14 protein-coding genes are annotated in these 17,133 nt (G+C 58.0%); 1 reads left to right on the plus strand and 13 read right to left on the minus strand.

What is annotated here, in order from left to right:
• Nucleotides 1-10 precede the first annotated feature (10 nt).
• The 5 genes from surE to IV01_RS04830 form a co-directional block, all read right to left on the minus strand.
• Entirely contained in the window at nucleotides 11-763 is a 753-nt protein-coding gene (gene surE / locus IV01_RS04850; RefSeq protein WP_032630744.1) for a 5'/3'-nucleotidase SurE, read from the minus strand.
• Nucleotides 751-1,809, minus strand: a complete 1,059-nt coding sequence (gene truD, locus IV01_RS04845; protein ID WP_032630745.1) for a tRNA pseudouridine(13) synthase TruD — start codon at nucleotides 1,807-1,809, stop codon at nucleotides 751-753. Before truD ends, surE begins: the two co-directional genes overlap by 13 nt.
• Nucleotides 1,806-2,279 carry a 2-C-methyl-D-erythritol 2,4-cyclodiphosphate synthase gene (gene ispF, locus IV01_RS04840; RefSeq protein ID WP_032630746.1) on the minus strand — a complete coding sequence of 158 codons (474 nt, stop codon included), beginning with the start codon at nucleotides 2,277-2,279 and terminating at the stop codon, nucleotides 1,806-1,808. Before ispF ends, truD begins: the two co-directional genes overlap by 4 nt.
• 43 nt (nucleotides 2,280-2,322) lie before the next feature.
• The gene (gene fghA, locus IV01_RS04835; RefSeq protein ID WP_032630747.1) at nucleotides 2,323-3,168 is read right to left on the minus strand and encodes an S-formylglutathione hydrolase; all 846 of its coding nucleotides are present in this window, start codon (nucleotides 3,166-3,168) and stop codon (nucleotides 2,323-2,325) included.
• A gap of 93 nt (nucleotides 3,169-3,261) precedes the next feature.
• Nucleotides 3,262-4,374, minus strand: coding sequence for an S-(hydroxymethyl)glutathione dehydrogenase/class III alcohol dehydrogenase (locus IV01_RS04830; protein WP_032630748.1), 1,113 nt, complete (start codon nucleotides 4,372-4,374; stop codon nucleotides 3,262-3,264).
• Between the two features lie 106 nt (nucleotides 4,375-4,480).
• Here IV01_RS04830 and IV01_RS04825 point away from each other — a divergent pair, with 106 nt between their 5' ends.
• Complete coding sequence (locus tag IV01_RS04825; RefSeq protein WP_032630749.1) at nucleotides 4,481-5,371, plus strand: LysR substrate-binding domain-containing protein; 891 nt, start codon at nucleotides 4,481-4,483, stop codon at nucleotides 5,369-5,371.
• A gap of 124 nt (nucleotides 5,372-5,495) precedes the next feature.
• On the opposite strand, the gene ispD is transcribed toward IV01_RS04825, so the two are convergent.
• The 8 genes from ispD to dnaE all read right to left on the minus strand — a co-directional run bounded on the left by ispD (nucleotide 5,496) and on the right by dnaE (nucleotide 17,111).
• Entirely contained in the window at nucleotides 5,496-6,209 is a 714-nt protein-coding gene (gene ispD / locus IV01_RS04820; protein WP_032630750.1) for a 2-C-methyl-D-erythritol 4-phosphate cytidylyltransferase, read from the minus strand.
• A 24-nt stretch (nucleotides 6,210-6,233) separates the two neighbouring features.
• Nucleotides 6,234-6,512, minus strand: a complete 279-nt coding sequence (ftsB, locus tag IV01_RS04815; RefSeq protein WP_032630751.1) for a cell division protein FtsB — start codon at nucleotides 6,510-6,512, stop codon at nucleotides 6,234-6,236.
• 178 nt (nucleotides 6,513-6,690) lie between these two features.
• Nucleotides 6,691-7,977: a phosphopyruvate hydratase gene (gene eno, locus IV01_RS04810; protein WP_032630752.1), complete on the minus strand. Its 1,287-nt coding sequence runs from the start codon at nucleotides 7,975-7,977 to the stop codon at nucleotides 6,691-6,693.
• A gap of 162 nt (nucleotides 7,978-8,139) precedes the next feature.
• Entirely contained in the window at nucleotides 8,140-8,985 is an 846-nt protein-coding gene (gene kdsA / locus IV01_RS04805; RefSeq protein WP_032630753.1) for a 3-deoxy-8-phosphooctulonate synthase, read from the minus strand.
• A gap of 17 nt (nucleotides 8,986-9,002) precedes the next feature.
• Nucleotides 9,003-10,634 carry a CTP synthase gene (locus tag IV01_RS04800; RefSeq protein ID WP_032630754.1) on the minus strand — a complete coding sequence of 544 codons (1,632 nt, stop codon included), beginning with the start codon at nucleotides 10,632-10,634 and terminating at the stop codon, nucleotides 9,003-9,005.
• A gap of 265 nt (nucleotides 10,635-10,899) precedes the next feature.
• Nucleotides 10,900-12,237 carry a tRNA lysidine(34) synthetase TilS gene (gene tilS, locus IV01_RS04795; RefSeq protein ID WP_032630755.1) on the minus strand — a complete coding sequence of 446 codons (1,338 nt, stop codon included), beginning with the start codon at nucleotides 12,235-12,237 and terminating at the stop codon, nucleotides 10,900-10,902.
• Between the two features lie 290 nt (nucleotides 12,238-12,527).
• Nucleotides 12,528-13,475: an acetyl-CoA carboxylase carboxyltransferase subunit alpha gene (locus tag IV01_RS04790; RefSeq protein ID WP_032630757.1), complete on the minus strand. Its 948-nt coding sequence runs from the start codon at nucleotides 13,473-13,475 to the stop codon at nucleotides 12,528-12,530.
• Nucleotides 13,476-13,589: 114 nt separating this feature from the next.
• A complete protein-coding gene (gene dnaE, locus IV01_RS04785; protein ID WP_032630759.1) occupies nucleotides 13,590-17,111 on the minus strand; it encodes a DNA polymerase III subunit alpha in 3,522 nt (1,173 codons plus the stop codon).
• Nucleotides 17,112-17,133 lie beyond the last annotated feature (22 nt).

The following is a 17,133-nucleotide window of genomic DNA, read 5'->3' on the forward strand; positions in this document are numbered from 1 at the left end:
TGCCCGCGAGTCATGTGGCAAGGCCCTCCAGCCAGGTATTCAGGCTGCTGAAACCACTCTGGTAAGTGCGATCAAGTTGCAGTGGAGTGATCGACACGTAGCCTTGCATGACGGCATGGAAATCGGTGCCGGCGCCGCCGTCTTCGGCATCGCCTGCCGCCGCTATCCAGTAACCGGCCCGCCCGCGTGGATCAACCACTTTGATCGGTGCCGCTGCCCGGGCGCGATGGCCGAGGCGGGTCAACTGGATGCCGCGAATATGATCCAGCGGCAGATTGGGAATATTGACGTTCAGGACCGTGCGCGGCGGCAGATCGAGCTGTTCGTGGGCCTCAACCAGCAGACGCGCGTAATGAGCAGCGGTCGCCAGATTATCCGGCTGCCGGGAAAGGAACGAAAAGGCGAACGACGGTCTTTGCAGAAACCGGCCTTCGAGAGCTGCAGCCACGGTGCCGGAATACAGCACGTCATCGCCGAGATTGGCGCCCAGGTTGATACCCGAGACCACCATGTCAGGCTGAATATCCAGCAGGCCGTTAAGGCCAAGGTGGACGCAGTCGGTTGGCGTGCCATTGACGCTGATGAAACCGTTGGGCAATGCATGGGGATGCAAAGGACGGTCGAGCGTCAGCGAGCTGCTGGCGCCGCTTTTATCTTGGTCGGGGGCGATCACCACGCACTCGCTATAGTCGGCCAACGCCGCGTACAGCGCAGCAAGACCAGGTGCGGTGACCCCATCATCATTTGAAATCAGAATACGCATGGGCTGTCCGTCTGCCCAACCGGGACCAGATCAACGAGTTCGCGCACCAAAGCGGTGGCGAAGCATCCGGCCGGAAGGACGAATTCCAGTTGCAGAATGTCAGGCTCGGGATAATGCCACGTCAACCCGCCAATGGGCAGCCGCAGGATGCGACGTTCGTGTTCCATTCCCGCTCTTGTCAGCCAGTCACGCAGTGCAGATTCGCGATTGGCGACGTCGTTCTCCAGCGTAGCAGTCGCTCCGGACGCAGGTGACGGGCCTGCACCCCATTGAGGACCAGTGGGGTGCAGATCGAGAATGGCCAGCCGCGGATCGCTGCATTCTTCAACACCGGCCGGGAAAAAGCTCCGACTGTCAGTGAATGCCAGCAGATCGCCAACCTGAGCCCGCTGCCAGCTGCCATCTGCAACACGGGCCGCCAGCACCTGATTGAAAAGGTAGCTGCGCGCCGTGGACAACAAACGTGAGCGCACCGCTCGCTGTTCCGGCAACGCCTGGCGGGCCGCATAATCACGAGCCTCACCCAGGTTGCCGCCCAGATAGCCGAAACGCTGGGCGCCAAAATAATTGGGTATACCGGCCTTGGCGATAGCTTCGAGGCGCGCCTGCAAGGCGTCCTTGTCGGCATTGAGCTGGGTCAGACGCAAGGTGAAGCCATTCGCTGCGTGTGCACCGCGTTGCAACTTGCGCTTGTGGCGAGTGCTTTTGAGAATCCTCAGGGTTTCATTTTCAGCCGCCGACATATCCGGATCAGCCTTGCCTGGCAGCTGGATACTGAACCACTGGCGGGTCAATGCCTGACGATCCTTAAGACCCGCGTAGCTGACGGTCCTGAGCTGTACGCCAGCGGCACGAGCCAATCGGCGGGCCGCTTCTTCGGTATTCAGGCCCCGCTTTTCGACCCATAACCAAAGGTGCTCGCCATCGCCGGACAGCGGAATGTCGAGCACTTCATCGACCTGGAAATCTTCAGCCGTTGCCTTGAGCACAGCGCTGCCCAGTGCAGCGCCATACGCGCACGGGCCCAGCAGTTCGGATTCGGTCATGCGGACAGCAACAGCGCGACGGCGTGAACGGCGATGCCTTCTTCACGCCCTACGAAGCCCAGCTTTTCAGTAGTGGTTGCCTTGACGTTCACCTGATCCAGCTCGACCTGGAGATCCGCAGCGATCAACGCGCGCATGGATTCAATGTGCGGGGCCATCTTTGGCGCCTGAGCGACAATGGTGGCGTCCACGTTACCGACCTTCCAGCCTTTAGTCTGCAGCAGAGCCACCACATGACGCAGCAATGCGCGACTGTCAGCGCCTTTGAATTGCGGGTCGGTGTCAGGGAAGTGTTTGCCGATATCACCCAATGCAGCAGCCCCGAGCAATGCATCGCTGAGCGCGTGCAGCACGACGTCGCCATCAGAATGGGCCAGCAGGCCGAAACCGTGTGCAATCCGCACGCCGCCCAAGGTGATGAAATCGCCTTCGGCGAAACGGTGCACATCGTAGCCATGGCCAATACGCATAAAAAAACGCCCTGAAAAAAGTCAGGGCGTGATTCTACCTACTTTAGCTGTTCAAGGCGTTGCCATGATGACGAAGGTGATCCTCAATGAAGCTGGCAATGAAGAAATAGCTGTGGTCATAGCCGGGTTGCATGCGCAAAGTCAGAGGGTGACCCGCAGCTTTGGCGGCTTGCACCAGGGTCTCGGGCTTGAGCTGATTGGCCAGAAAATCATCACGATCACCCTGATCCACCAGAATTGGCAGCTTCTCGCTGGCCGTAGCGATCAACACGCTGGCATCCCATTCACGCCAACGGGAACGCTCTTCCCCCAGATAATTGGCAAATGCCTTCTGCCCCCACGGGCAATCCATGGGATTGCTGATTGGTGAAAACGCCGACACCGATTTATAACGTCCCGGATTGCGCAGCGCACAGACCAGTGCACCGTGGCCACCCATCGAGTGACCGCTGATTCCACGAGCCTCGGAAGCGGGGAAATGCTCCTCGACCAACGCCGGCAACTCATTGACCACATAATCGTGCATCCGGTAATGCCGGGCCCACGGCTCCTGAGTAGCGTTGAGGTAAAAGCCGGCACCGAGGCCGAAATCCCACGCGCCTTCAGGGTCGTCCGCCACGTCTGGCCCGCGAGGGCTGGTGTCCGGAGCGACGATGATCAGCCCAAGCTCGGCGGCAACCCGCTGCGCAGCGGCCTTCTGCATGAAGTTCTCATCCGTGCAGGTCAGGCCCGAAAGCCAGTAGACCACCGGCAACTTGCCACCCAGTTCAGCCTGGGGCGGCAGGTAAACTGCAAACACCATGTCACAGCCAAGCACCTCGGAGCGGTGCTTGTAACGTTTGTGCCAGCCGCCAAAGCTTTTCTGGCAGGAAATATTCTCAAGGGTCATGGTCGCAAACTCCCAGCGGCAAGCCGCAAGCTTCAAGCTGCAAGAGGTGCACGACCTTCTTGCAGCTTAAAGCTTGAAGCTTGTAGCTGCTTATCAGAAATGAATGACGGTGCGAATGCTTTTGCCTTCATGCATCAGGTCGAACGCCTTGTTGATATCTTCCAGACCCATGGTGTGGGTGATGAAGGTATCCAGCGGAATCTCGCCTGTCTGGGCCTTTTCGACATAGCTCGGCAGCTCGGTACGGCCACGCACGCCGCCGAACGCCGAACCGCGCCAGACGCGGCCGGTCACCAGCTGGAACGGACGGGTGGCGATTTCCTGACCCGACGGCGCCACGCCGATAATGACCGATTCGCCCCAGCCTTTATGGCAGCACTCCAGCGCAGCACGCATCAGGTTCACGTTGCCGATGCATTCGAAGCTGTAATCCACGCCGCCATCCGTCAGTTCAACGATCACGTCCTGGATTGGCTTTTCGTGATCCTTGGGATTGATGAAATCGGTAGCACCCAGTTCACGGGCCACATCGAACTTCGCCGGGTTGATGTCGATGGCGATGATGCGCGAGGCCTTGGCCATTTTCGCGCCGATGATTGCAGCCAGACCAATGCCTCCCAGACCGAAGATGGCAACCGTGGCGCCCTCTTCCACTTTGGCGGTATTGAGCACCGCGCCGATACCGGTGGTGACGCCGCAACCTAACAGGCAGACTTTTTCCAGCGGGGCTTCCTTTGGAATTTTTGCCAGGGAAATTTCCGGCACCACGGTGTACTCGGAGAAAGTCGAGCAGCCCATGTAGTGATAAACCGGCTCGCCGTTGTAGCTGAACCGCGTGGTGCCGTCGGGCATCAGGCCCTTGCCTTGAGTGGCGCGCACTTTTTGGCACAGGTTGGTCTTGCCGGACAGGCAGAATTTGCACTCGCGGCATTCAGCGGTGTAAAGCGGAATCACGTGGTCGCCCACAGCCAGGGAGGTCACACCCTCGCCAATCGCTTCGACGATGCCGCCGCCTTCGTGACCCAGAATGCAGGGGAACACACCTTCGGAATCGGCACCAGACAAGGTGTAGGCGTCGGTATGGCACACGCCGGAAGCAACAGTGCGGATCAACACCTCACCAGCTTTAGGCGCTTCGACGTCGACTTCGACGATCTGCAGGGGTTGGTTAGGGGCAAAGGCAACGGCGGCGCGTGACTTGATCATCAATCTTCTCCAGCTAAGTAATAACAAGCCACCGAGTGTAAAGCAGTGCTGATTGGTTAATAATCGGTACGAAAGCAAAACATTATTGCTGTACAGGGATAATCGAATGTACACCAACCGCTGGGAAGGCATGGATGAGTTTGTCGCCGTCGCGGAGTGCGGGCAGTTCACCGCTGCCGCTGACAAGATGGGCGTGTCGTCCTCGCACATCAGTCGCCAGATCGCGCGCCTCGAAGAACGCCTACAAACCCGTTTGCTGTATCGCAGTACGCGGCGTGTCGCCCTGACCGAGGCCGGTCAGACCTTTCTGCACCATTGCCAGCGCCTTCAGGACGGCCGCGAAGAAGCGCTGCGTGCCATTGGCGATCTGACCAGTGAACCCAAAGGCCTGTTGCGCATGACCTGTGCGGTGGCATATGGCGAGCGCTTCATCGCGCCACTGGTGACCCGGTTCATGGATTTATACCCGCAGATTCGGGTGGATATCGAACTGAGCAACCAGACACTGGATATGGTTCAGGGCCTGGATCTGGCTATTCGTCTGGGTCGATTGCAGGACTCAAGACTGGTTGCCACACGCCTGGCACCGCGCAGGATGTACCTGTGCGCCTCCCCCTCTTATCTGGAAAGATACGGGCGGCCGCACAGCCTGTCCGAGCTGAGCCGCCATAACTGCCTGATCGGCAGCAGCGACACCTGGTTGCTTCAGCAAAATGGCCGCGAATTCTCCCAGCGGGTACAAGGCAACTGGCGTTGCAACAGCGGCCAGGCAGTACTGGACGCAGCGCTGCACGGGGTAGGTCTTTGTCAGCTGCCGGATTATTACGTGCTGGAGCATCTGCACAGCGGCGCGCTGCTTTCACTGCTCGAAACCCATCAGCCACCCAATACCGCCGTCTGGGCGCTGTATCCGCAGCAACGACACCTGTCGCCGAAAGTGCGCAAGCTGGTGGATTTTCTGAAAGAGGGATTGGCGATGCGGGATGAGTATCGGTAAGGGTCTGACACATAAACTGTGGGAGCGAGCTTGCTCGCGAAGACAATGGTTTACGCCTCAAATACTTATCGGATATACCACCTTCGCGAGCAAGCTCGCTCCCACGGAAGATATCTAAACCGAATCAGCGGGTGAACTCGTTACGCCGCTGCCGCAACCACTCCAGATCTTCAGGTCGAGTGACCTTGATGTTATCGGAGCGGCCTTCGATCAACCGTGGTGACTGCCCCGCCCATTCGATGGCGGAGGCTTCGTCGGTGATCGCGACATCCGACACCAACCCATCGGCCAGTGCGCGGTGCAACGCTCCGAGGCGAAACATCTGCGGCGTATACGCTTGCCAGATCTGGCTACGATCAACGGTTTCGCTGACCCGGCCGTCGCTTCCAGCGCGTTTGAGCGTGTCTCGGGCCGGAACCGCGAGCAGACCGCCGACGGGGTCGTCAGCCAGTTCAGCGAGCAGATTATCCAGATCCGAGCGAGCGAGATTCGGCCGCGCGGCATCGTGGACCAGCACCCAATCGTCATCATCAGCGCCTTGAGCGTGAAGATGCAGCAGCGCATTGAGCACCGAGTCCGCACGCTCCTTGCCACCCGCAACACGCTGAATTCGCGAATCCAGCGCACAAGGCAGCTCAGGCCAGTAAGGATCATCCACAGCCAGGCTGATCACCAGGCCCTTGAGGCGGGGGTGATCAAGAAAACAAAGCAGGCTGTGTTCAAGAATTGTCAGGCCACCCAATTGTAAATACTGCTTGGGACGGTCTGCGGCCATACGGGCACCAACACCCGCGGCGGGGATCACTGCCCAGAAGGCAGGGAGGACGCTTTTCTTCATAGGATCAGCTTCACAAGGTCAGCTTCATTGCGCCAACTGATAAAGCGTTTCGCCGTCCTTGACCATACCCAGCTCATGACGGGCACGTTCTTCGACGGTTTCCATACCTTTCTTCAACTCAAGCACTTCGGCGTCCATCACTCGATTCCGTTCGAGCAATACGTCGTTTTCAGCATGCTGATCGGCAATCTGCTGGTTCAGGCTGGCCACTTGCGCAAGGCTCCCATTACCAACCCACAGGCGATATTGCAGGCCCGCAAGCATCAGGATCAAGATCAGGAACAACCAGTTAGGACTGCGCATTGAATATCAGGTACCCAGTAAAAAGACAGCAGAGCCAACAACTTCAAGCCAACAAGCGAGCAAAGGACTGAGGGAATCGAGCCTGGCGAAACCAGGCTCGATTGCGACGCATCCGCTTCAATGCCGAACAATCATCCGGGAAACCCGACGACTGTCAAAGCACCGGCTGTCTTTTTAATCAGCCGCGAAACTCACCGCGACCGTTGTACACAGCTTTCGCACCCAGTTGCTCTTCAATACGCAGCAATTGGTTGTACTTGGCAATACGGTCCGAACGGCTCAACGAACCGGTCTTGATCTGACCTGCTGCAGTACCCACGGCCAGATCGGCAATGGTCGAGTCTTCGGTTTCGCCGGAGCGGTGCGAGATCACGGCGGTATAACCAGCTGCCTTGGCCATCTGGATGGCTTCCAGGGTTTCGGTCAGGGTGCCGATCTGGTTGAACTTGATCAGGATCGAGTTGGCGATCTTCTTGTCGATGCCTTCTTTCAGGATCTTGGTGTTGGTCACGAACAGATCGTCGCCGACCAGTTGGACCTTGTCGCCGATCTTGTCGGTGAGGATCTTCCAGCCAGCCCAGTCGGACTCGTCCAGACCATCTTCGATGGAAATGATTGGGTGCTTGCTGACCAGATCGGCCAGGTAGTCAGCGAAACCGGCGGAATCGTATTCGCCCTCTTCACTGAGGGTGTATTTGCCGTTTTTGTAGAACTCGCTGGCCGCGCAGTCCAGCGCAAGGGTCACATCAGTCCCCAGCTTGTAACCGGCATTGGCAACAGCTTCGGCGATGGCGCTGAGGGCGTCTTCGTTGGAAGCCAGATCAGGCGCGAAACCACCTTCGTCACCCACGGCGGTGTTCAGGCCACGAGCCTTCAGAACAGCCTTGAGGTGGTGGAAAATCTCGGTGCCCCAGCGAAGGCCTTCAGAGAAGGTCTTGGCGCCGACTGGCTGAATCATGAATTCCTGGATGTCGATGTTGTTATCGGCATGCTCGCCACCGTTGATGATGTTCATCATCGGTACCGGCATAGAGTAAACACCCGGTGTGCCGTTCAGGTTGGCGATGTGCGCGTACAGCGGCAGATCCTGGTCCTGGGCAGCGGCCTTGGCGGCAGCCAGTGACACGGCGAGGATGGCGTTGGCACCCAGGCTGGCTTTGTTCTCAGTGGCGTCCAGCGCGATCATCGCCTGGTCGAGGGCTTTCTGGTCCACTGGATCCTTGCCCAACAGCAGATCGCGGATCGGGCCATTGATATTGGCAACAGCTTTCAGAACACCTTTGCCCAGGTAACGGCTCTTGTCGCCATCACGCAGCTCAAGCGCCTCGCGCGAGCCGGTTGAAGCACCGGACGGTGCGCAAGCGCTACCGATGATGCCGTTGTCGAGGAGCACATCTGCTTCCACGGTGGGATTGCCACGGGAGTCGAGAACTTCACGACCTTTGATGTCGACGATTTTTGCCATTGTTGTTAACACTCCAAGATTGAAGAAAACGACGCAGCTGAAATATCTGTCGTTAGGGGCAACAACGCAGGGCAGGCCCCAGAGCGACAAACCCCGACACTGAGTCGGGGGTAAACAATCGTGCGGCACTTTACCGGAGGGCAACCCTCCGGAAAAGGCTGTTTAAGCGGTTTCTACTGTCGGAAACGCCTTCACCAGATCATCCAGAGCCTTGAGCTGTGCCAGGAACGGCTCAAGCTTGTCCAGACGCAACGCGCAAGGGCCGTCGCATTTGGCATTGTCAGGATCCGGATGCGCCTCAAGGAACAATCCGGCGAGGGTTTGACTGATGCCGGCCTTCGCCAGTTCCAATACCTGGGCACGGCGACCACCGGCAGAGTCAGATCGACCGCCAGGCATTTGCAGAGCATGGGTCACGTCGAAGAAAACCGGGTAATCGAACTGCTTCATGATGCCGAAGCCGAGCATGTCCACCACAAGATTGTTGTAACCGAAACTGGTACCGCGCTCGCAGAGGATCAACTGATCATTACCGGCTTCTTCACACTTGTTCAGGATGTGTTTCATTTCCTGAGGGGCGAGAAACTGGGCTTTCTTGATGTTGATCACTGCGCCGGTGCGGGCCATGGCGACGACCAGATCGGTCTGACGAGACAGAAAGGCCGGCAGCTGGATGATGTCGCAGACTTCGGCAACGATCGCTGCTTGCTCGGGTTCATGCACGTCGGTGATCAGCGGAACATTGAAAGTCTTTTTGATTTCTTCAAAAATCCGCATCCCCTCTTCCAGGCCGGGGCCACGGTAAGAGTGCATGGACGAACGGTTGGCTTTATCGAAGCTGGCCTTGAACACATAAGGGATACCGAGCTTCTCGGTAACCCGCACGTATTCTTCACAGACCTGCATGGCCATGTCCCGGGATTCAAGTACGTTCATGCCGCCGAACAAGACCATTGGCTTGTCGTTGGCGATCTCGATTGAACCTACGCGGATTGTTTTCTGAGCCATGTGCTGAATATCCTGAATCAAGCGTTCTTCTGATGTTGAGCCAGCGCCGCCTTGACGAAGCCGCTGAACAACGGATGACCATCGCGAGGCGTGGAGGTGAACTCAGGGTGGAATTGGCAAGCGACGAACCATGGGTGGTTCGGAGCTTCAACCACTTCAACCAGCGCGCCATCACTGGAGCGACCCGAAACTTTCAGGCCCGCTTCAAGCAATTGCGGCAGCAGATTGTTGTTCACTTCGTAGCGGTGGCGGTGACGCTCGACGATGACATCCTTGGCGTAGCAGTCGTGGACCAGAGAGCCCGGCTCAAGCTGGCAATCCTGAGCACCCAGACGCATGGTGCCGCCCAGATCGGAGCTTTCGGTACGGGTTTCAACCGCGCCGGTGGCATCTTCCCACTCGGTGATCAGACCGACCACAGAGTGCGCGCCGTTACGATCGAACTCTGTAGAGTTGGCGTCTTTCCAGCCCAACACGTTACGAGCGTATTCGATCACCGCAACCTGCATGCCCAGGCAAATGCCCAGATACGGAACCTTGTTCTCGCGAGCAAACTGAACGGCAGTGATCTTGCCTTCAACGCCGCGCAGACCGAAGCCGCCCGGAACCAGAATCGCGTCGACACCTTCCAGCAGCGCAGTGCCCTGGTTTTCGATGTCTTCGGAATCGATATAGCGCAGGTTGACCTTGGTACGGTTGGTGATGCCGGCGTGACTCATCGCTTCGATCAGCGACTTGTACGCATCCAGCAGCTCCATGTACTTGCCGACCATGGCGATAGTCACTTCGTGCTCAGGGTTGAGCTTGGCGTCTACCACAGCTTCCCATTCGGACAGGTCAGCGCTGTTGCATTGCAAGCCGAAACGCTCGACAACGAAATCATCCAGCCCCTGGGAATGCAGGATGCCCGGGATCTTGTAGATGGTGTCGGCGTCTTCCAGAGCGATAACTGCACGCTCTTCAACGTTGGTGAACTGCGCAATCTTGCGACGCGACGACAGGTCGATCGGGTGATCGGAACGGCACACCAGCACGTCAGGCTGCAGGCCGATGGAGCGCAGCTCCTTCACCGAGTGCTGAGTCGGCTTGGTCTTGGTTTCACCGGCTGTTGCGATGTACGGAACCAGCGTCAGATGCATCAGCATTGCGCGCTTGGCACCGACTTCGAAACGCAACTGGCGGATAGCCTCGAGGAACGGTTGCGACTCGATGTCACCGACCGTACCGCCGATTTCCACCAGGGCGACGTCAGCATCGCCAGCACCCTTGATGATGCGGCGCTTGATTTCGTCGGTGATGTGCGGAATGACCTGAATGGTCGCGCCCAGGTAATCACCACGGCGCTCTTTGCGCAGGACGTGTTCGTAAACGCGGCCAGTGGTGAAGTTGTTGTTCTGGGTCATGGTCGTGCGGATGAACCGCTCGTAGTGGCCGAGGTCCAGGTCGGTTTCGGCGCCGTCATGGGTGACGAACACTTCACCGTGCTGGAACGGGCTCATGGTACCCGGGTCAACGTTGATATAGGGGTCCAGCTTGAGCATGGTGACCTTAAGTCCCCGCGCCTCCAGGATGGCCGCCAATGAAGCCGAGGCAATGCCTTTCCCCAATGAAGAAACAACACCGCCCGTGACGAAGATGTAGCGCGTCATGAAAAACCCTAGAAGTCTGCGTTAAAGCGGTCAGAGCCGCCGGGGAAAGCGAAGGAAGGCCGAAGCCCCCGATTACCCCCACAAATCACAGTGCATCCCAAAAACTGTTGCGTTGAAACGGACTGACTCGAGAGCCTGCCAATTGCGCACCACATTTGAAGAATCGCCCAGCAAAGACTGGTTGGTAACCGGCAACTAACGTCGATTCAAAAGAATCCACAGAAGTTGTATCAAGAAGGGAGCGTAGTCTACCGGAAATGCCCTTTCAGCTCAAATTTTGGTCATTCGTCGGCGACATCCAGCGCAGACACCCGTTTTCACTGGGGTCGGCACGCAGTCGCGAGAGGTTGGCAACCGCCCATAACTCGCCATTGCGATAAAGCAGCGGCAATCGGCCGCGGATGAAGAGCGGGATTTCGCACTCATTGAGCAGACGCTTCAGATCGCGATGTCCTCGACCGGGGAGGTTCAACACCTCGCCACCCTGGCGATAGCGCACCTCAAGCTGACCATTGGGAGCCTTGCCCTCGATTGAGAGCTGACCGTTGCCAGGAAGATTCAGCACCTGACTGGCGTCGGGCCAAGGCAGCACACCACCGACCGGCTTTGACCAGTTGTCGGAAAGCCACCAGATTCGACCCTGCCCCCGATGCAGCTCGCCATCGGCCAGACGCCAGACCGGACGCCCACCCTGCCCTGCATCTCGCAGACTGTCCCAGCCCGCCCAGTGGCCGCTGTCTGGCAAACGTGTCAACGGTGCCAGCCAATGCCGCAGGGCGTTGCGTTGTCGAGCAGGGGAAAGTGTGACCAGCGCAGGTAACGCCAAAGAAGGCACATTGATCCAGCGCAAAGGGCTGGCAACGTTCGCAGTCGCCAGATCCACCGAAGCCAATTCATCCAATAGCTGCTGCGCTTCATCCAGATGAGCGGCGGTACGTGCAATAGTGGCGCTGGCCTGCGGCCAACGAGCGCTGATCACCGGAAGTACTTCGTTGCGCAGATAATTTCGGGTGAAGCGGGAATCGCCATTACTGGGATCTTCCACCCAGCGCAATCCCTTTGCAGCAGCGTACGCCTCTAGCTCTTCCCGAGAGCCATCCAGCAAAGGCCTGATTAACAGGCCGCGACCCAAGGCACGGCTGACAGGCATTCCCGTCAACCCACGCAAACCCGCCCCACGCAGCAACCGAAAAAGCAAGGTTTCGGCCTGATCATCTCGATGCTGGCCGGTCAACAGCACCTCGCCGACGCCGAGCTGCTCGGTAAAGGCGGCATAGCGCGCGTCCCGGGCTGATTGCTCGAGACTGGCGGCAGACTTCACCTGCACAGCAATTACCTGCAAAGGTACGCCCAGCGCCTCACAGACCTGCTGACAATGCACAGGCCACGACTCCGCCACATCCTGCAGGCCGTGATGCACATGAATGGCTTTTAACGAAGGCAGGCGTTCGTATTTGGCCAGTTCGGCCAAGAGGTGCAGCAAGACAGTGGAATCCAGGCCGCCGGAAAATCCGATATGCCAGGCAGGCGCGTCACGCCAGGGAGTCAGCGCTTTGAGAAGCCTGGTGGGGAGGTCATGACCGGGAGCTTTGGAAATGGTCATAGGTGCTCACAATCCTGTGGGAGCGAATTCATTCGCGAAGCGGCCGGTACAGTCGATAGATTTTCATCGGTCGTAACGTCGCTTTCGCGAATGAGTTCCACGGGCTTGATTGCGCCACAGAACCTGTGGGAGCAAGCTTGCTTGCGAAGGCTGTATTCCGGGCGATGAACAATTATCGGATGTCCCGGCCTCTTCGCGAGCAAGCTCGCTCCCACAGAAATCTATTGCGCCTGGGGTCCTAAGATGTTGCAGAAGAACATGGACTCTCCCACAGCCTGATCGAGTACCGCCTACAAACCGTAGCTCATCAGACGCTCGTAACGACGGGCCAGCAGCGCGTCGTTGTCGAACTTCTTGAGCATGTCCAGTTGGCTGCTCAGTTCCTGGCGAATCGACTCGGCGGCACCGGCAGGGTCACGGTGTGCGCCGCCCAATGGCTCGCCAATCACCTTGTCGACGATGCCAAGACCTTTCAAACGGTCCGCGGTGATACCCATGGCTTCTGCGGCATCCGGTGCCTTGTCGGCGGTTTTCCACAGAATGGATGCACAGCCTTCCGGCGAGATAACCGCATAGGTTGAGTACTGCAGCATGTTCAGCTGATCGCAGACACCGATTGCCAACGCACCGCCGGAACCACCTTCACCGATGACAGTGGCGATGATAGGCGTTTTCAGACGGGCCATGACCCGAAGGTTCCAGGCAATGGCTTCGCTCTGGTTACGCTCTTCGGCATCAATGCCAGGGTAGGCACCCGGGGTGTCGATGAAGGTCAGGATCGGCATCTTGAAGCGCTCGGCCATCTCCATCAGACGGCAGGCTTTGCGATAGCCTTCAGGACGCGGCATGCCGAAGTTGCGGCGTACCTTTTCGCGAACTTCACGACCTTTCTGATGGCCGATAACCATGACCGGCTGACCGTCCAGACGAGCAACCCCGCCAACAATCGCAGCGTCATCAGAGAAATGACGGTCGCCGTGCAACTCGTCGAACTCGGTGAAGATGTGCTGAATGTAATCCAGGGTGTACGGACGACGCGGATGACGCGCCATGCGTGCAATCTGCCAGCTGGTCAGGTTGCCAAAAATGCTTTCGGTCAGCGTGTTGCTTTTTTCTTGCAGACGCGAGATTTCGTCGCCGATGTTGAGCGAGTTGTCGTTACCCACCAAGCGCAATTCTTCGATCTTGGCTTGCAGGTCAGCGATCGGCTGTTCGAAATCAAGAAAATTCGGGTTCATAGGCATCCGTCTTGGGTCGACGGCCAAGAGGCCGGCCGATTTATCTGTTAGCGCCCTACCTTACGGGAACAGGCGCATTCAGGTCGAGATTAATAGTGAGCCAAGGATAAGCGCTCAACGATACTGCAGGAAGACGTTCTCACGCCCAAACTGGTCACGCAGCGCCTGAATCAGACTGTCTGCGGGGTCAATTCGCCAGGCTTCGCCAAACTGCAACAAGGCTTTGGCATCCAGGCCGGTGTAGTCCAGAGTGATCGGGCAAGCGCCACGGTGGCGTTTGCACAGATCGCCAAGCCAGCGTAGCCGATCGCCCTTGAGGGCTTCGGCGCGCACGGTCAGCCGCAGGCTTTCGGCCAGATTGGTACGGGCATCTTCGATGCTCATCACCCGTTTGGCGCGCAGACGCAGGCCGCCGGAGAAATCGTCGTTGCTGACTTCACCTTCAACCACCACCATCGCGTCGGTCTGCAGCAATGCCTGGGCTGAGTGGAAAGCTTCAGCAAACAGCGAAGCCTCGATGCGCCCCGAGCGATCGTCCAGGGTAATGAAACCCATCTTGTCGCCCTTTTTATTTTTCATGACCCGCAAGGCGATGATCAGCCCTGCAACCGTCTGGGTATCGCGCGCAGGCTTGAGGTCAATGATCCGTTGCCGGGCGAAGCGGCGAATCTCGCCTTCATATTCGTCAATGGGATGCCCGGTGAGGTAAAGCCCGAGGGTTTCCTTCTCGCCGCGCAGCCGATCTTTAAGACTGCCTTCTTTGGCGTTGCGATGGTTGGCGTAGACGTCAGTGTCTTCTTCGACAAACAGGCCGCCAAACATGTCCATGTGACCACTGTCGTGACTGCGCGCGGTCTGCTCGGCGGCCTGAATAGCCTCTACGAGCGAGGCCAGCAACACGGCTCGATTGCGGTCGATGTTGGCCTGATAAGCTTTCGGCTCCGTTTCGAAATACGGCCCCAGGCGGTCCAGGGCACCGCTGCGAATCAAGCCATCAAGGGTCCGCTTGTTGACGCGCTTGAGATCCACGCGGGCGCAGAAATCGAACAAATCAGTAAACGGTCCGGCCTGACGGGCTTCAGTAATCGCCTCGACCGGGCCTTCACCCACACCTTTGATCGCGCCAAGACCATACAAAATACGGCCATCGTCGCTGACCGTGAACTTGAACTCGGAAATGTTCACATCCGGCGCATCGAGGCGCAGTTTCATGGTCCGCACTTCTTCGATCAAGGTCACGACCTTGTCGGTGTTGTGCATGTCCGCTGAAAGCACGGCGGCCATGAACGGCGCCGGATAATGCGTCTTGAGCCACGCCGTCTGGTACGACACCAGTCCGTAAGCAGCAGAGTGAGACTTGTTGAAACCGTAACCGGCGAATTTCTCTACCAGGTCAAAAATGTTACCGGCCAGGTCAGGGTCGATATTGTTGGTCTTGCAACCATCAATGAAACCGCCACGCTGCTTGGCCATTTCCTCAGGTTTTTTCTTACCCATGGCTCGACGCAGCATGTCCGCGCCGCCGAGGGTATAACCGGCCATGACCTGGGCAATCTGCATCACCTGTTCCTGATACAGGATGATGCCGTAAGTCGGTGCAAGTACCGGCTTGAGACCTTCGTACTGGTAGTCCACGTGAGGGTACGACAGCTCGGCGCGGCCGTGCTTACGGTTGATAAAATCGTCAACCATCCCGGACTGCAACGGACCGGGACGGAACAAGGCCACCAGTGCGATCAAGTCTTCCAGGCAGTCGGGCTTGAGCTTTTTGATCAGCTCCTTCATGCCTCGGGACTCAAGCTGGAATACCGCTGTGGTTTCAGCCTTTTGCAGCAACTGATAGGTCGGCGCATCGTCCAGCGGAATGAACGCGATATCCAGCGGCGGCTCATCAACCTTGGCGCGGTCGCGGTTAATGGTTTTCAGGGCCCAGTCGATGATGGTCAGAGTCCGCAGACCGAGGAAGTCGAACTTCACCAGGCCGGCGGCCTCGACGTCATCCTTGTCGAACTGGGTAACCAGGCCATCGCCTTCTTCATCGCAATAAATTGCCGAGAAGTCAGTCAGCTTGGTCGGTGCGATTACCACCCCACCGGCGTGCTTGCCGACGTTACGGACAACGCCTTCCAGTTTGCGGGCCATTTCCCAGATTTCGGCGGCTTCTTCATCGACCTTGAGGAAGTCGCGCAGGATCTCTTCCTGCTCGTAGGCTTTTTCCAGGGTCATGCCGACTTCGAACGGGATCATCTTCGACAGGCGATCCGCCAGCCCGTAAGACTTGCCCTGCACACGTGCAACGTCACGCACCACAGCCTTCGCAGCCATGGAACCAAAGGTGATGATCTGGCTTACCGCATTGCGGCCGTATTTCTCGGCCACGTAATCAATAACCCGGTCTCGACCGTCCATGCAGAAGTCGACGTCGAAGTCGGGCATGGATACCCGCTCCGGGTTCAGGAAGCGTTCGAACAGCAGGTCGTATTGCAGAGGATCGAGGTCGGTAATCTTCTGAACATAGGCCACCAGAGAGCCAGCACCCGACCCCCGGCCCGGCCCCACCGGAACGCCGTTGCTCTTGGCCCACTGGATGAAGTCCATAACGATCAGGAAGTAACCAGGGAAGCCCATCTGGATGATGATATCCAGCTCGAAATTCAGCCGGTCAACGTAGACCTGACGCTTGCCTTCGTAGTCAGGAGTGGTCTCTTTGGGCCACAGCACCGCGAGGCGTTCCTCCAGACCTTCGAAGGAGACCTTGCGGAAATATTCGTCGATGGTCATGCCATCGGGGATGGGGAAGTTGGGCAGGAAGTGAGTACCCAGCTTCACATCAATGTTGCAGCGCTTGGCGATCTCTACCGTGTTCTGCAATGCTTCAGGCAAGTCGCTGAACAGCTCGGCCATTTCCTCGGCGCTTTTCAGGTACTGCTGATCGCTGTAGTTGTGGGACCTACGCGGGTCATCCAGCGCACGGCCTTCACCGATACACACACGGGTTTCGTGAGCTTCGAAATCTTCCTGCTTGATGAAGCGCACGTCATTGGTGGCAACCAGCGGCGCGCCATGGCGCTCAGCCAAGGCGACGGCAGCGTGCAGATGCTCTTCGTCATTGGCACGATTGGTGCGCTGAACTTCGATATAGAAGCGGTCAGGGAACACCGCCATCCATTCCTGCAATAACTGATCGGCCTCACCGGGATTACCGCCCAGGAGCGCCATGCCAATCTCGCCTTCTTTGGCCGCTGACAGGGCAATCAGCCCTTCGCTGGCTTCTGCCACCCAAGAACGGTCGATTATGATCTGACCATTGCGCTGGCCTTCGATGAAGCCCCGGGAAATAAGCTCGGTCAGGTTGCGATAGCCCTTGGCATTCATCACCAGAAGACTGATACGACTGAGCGCGGCGTCTGCGTCCTTGTTCGAAAGCCACAGATCGGCACCACAGATAGGTTTGATGCCCGCCCCCATTGCCGCCTTGTAAAACTTGACCAGCGAACACAGGTTGTTCTGATCGGTCACCGCCACGGCAGGCATGTTCATGCCTGCCAGGGTCTTGACCAATGGTTTGACCCGAACCAGGCCATCAACCAGCGAATATTCGGTGTGCAGGCGTAGATGAACGAAAGATGCCGGCATTGTGATCCTATAGCGCTAGAAC

The sequence above is a fragment of the Pseudomonas syringae genome (genome assembly GCF_000737245.1).
GTDB lineage: Bacteria > Pseudomonadota > Gammaproteobacteria > Pseudomonadales > Pseudomonadaceae > Aquipseudomonas > Aquipseudomonas syringae_J.

Excerpts from the sequence above, each read along its gene's own strand:
- truD (WP_032630745.1), bottom strand. The coding sequence starts at position 1,809 with ATGACCGAATCCGAACTGCTGGGCCCGTGCGCGTATGGCGCTGCACTG.
- ispD (WP_032630750.1), bottom strand. The coding sequence starts at position 6,209 with ATGAAGAAAAGCGTCCTCCCTGCCTTCTGGGCAGTGATCCCCGCCGCG.
- IV01_RS04830 (WP_032630748.1), bottom strand. The coding sequence starts at position 4,374 with ATGATCAAGTCACGCGCCGCCGTTGCCTTTGCCCCTAACCAACCCCTG.
- IV01_RS04790 (WP_032630757.1), bottom strand. The coding sequence starts at position 13,475 with ATGAACCCGAATTTTCTTGATTTCGAACAGCCGATCGCTGACCTGCAA.
- eno (WP_032630752.1), bottom strand. The coding sequence starts at position 7,977 with ATGGCAAAAATCGTCGACATCAAAGGTCGTGAAGTTCTCGACTCCCGT.
- tilS (WP_032630755.1), bottom strand. The coding sequence starts at position 12,237 with ATGACCATTTCCAAAGCTCCCGGTCATGACCTCCCCACCAGGCTTCTC.
- kdsA (WP_032630753.1), bottom strand. The coding sequence starts at position 8,985 with ATGGCTCAGAAAACAATCCGCGTAGGTTCAATCGAGATCGCCAACGAC.
- fghA (WP_032630747.1), bottom strand. The coding sequence starts at position 3,168 with ATGACCCTTGAGAATATTTCCTGCCAGAAAAGCTTTGGCGGCTGGCAC.
- ispF (WP_032630746.1), bottom strand. The coding sequence starts at position 2,279 with ATGCGTATTGGCCATGGCTACGATGTGCACCGTTTCGCCGAAGGCGAT.
- surE (WP_032630744.1), bottom strand. The coding sequence starts at position 763 with ATGCGTATTCTGATTTCAAATGATGATGGGGTCACCGCACCTGGTCTT.
- ftsB (WP_032630751.1), bottom strand. The coding sequence starts at position 6,512 with ATGCGCAGTCCTAACTGGTTGTTCCTGATCTTGATCCTGATGCTTGCG.
- dnaE (WP_032630759.1), bottom strand. The coding sequence starts at position 17,111 with ATGCCGGCATCTTTCGTTCATCTACGCCTGCACACCGAATATTCGCTG.
- IV01_RS04825 (WP_032630749.1), top strand. The coding sequence starts at position 4,481 with ATGTACACCAACCGCTGGGAAGGCATGGATGAGTTTGTCGCCGTCGCG.
- IV01_RS04800 (WP_032630754.1), bottom strand. The coding sequence starts at position 10,634 with ATGACGCGCTACATCTTCGTCACGGGCGGTGTTGTTTCTTCATTGGGG.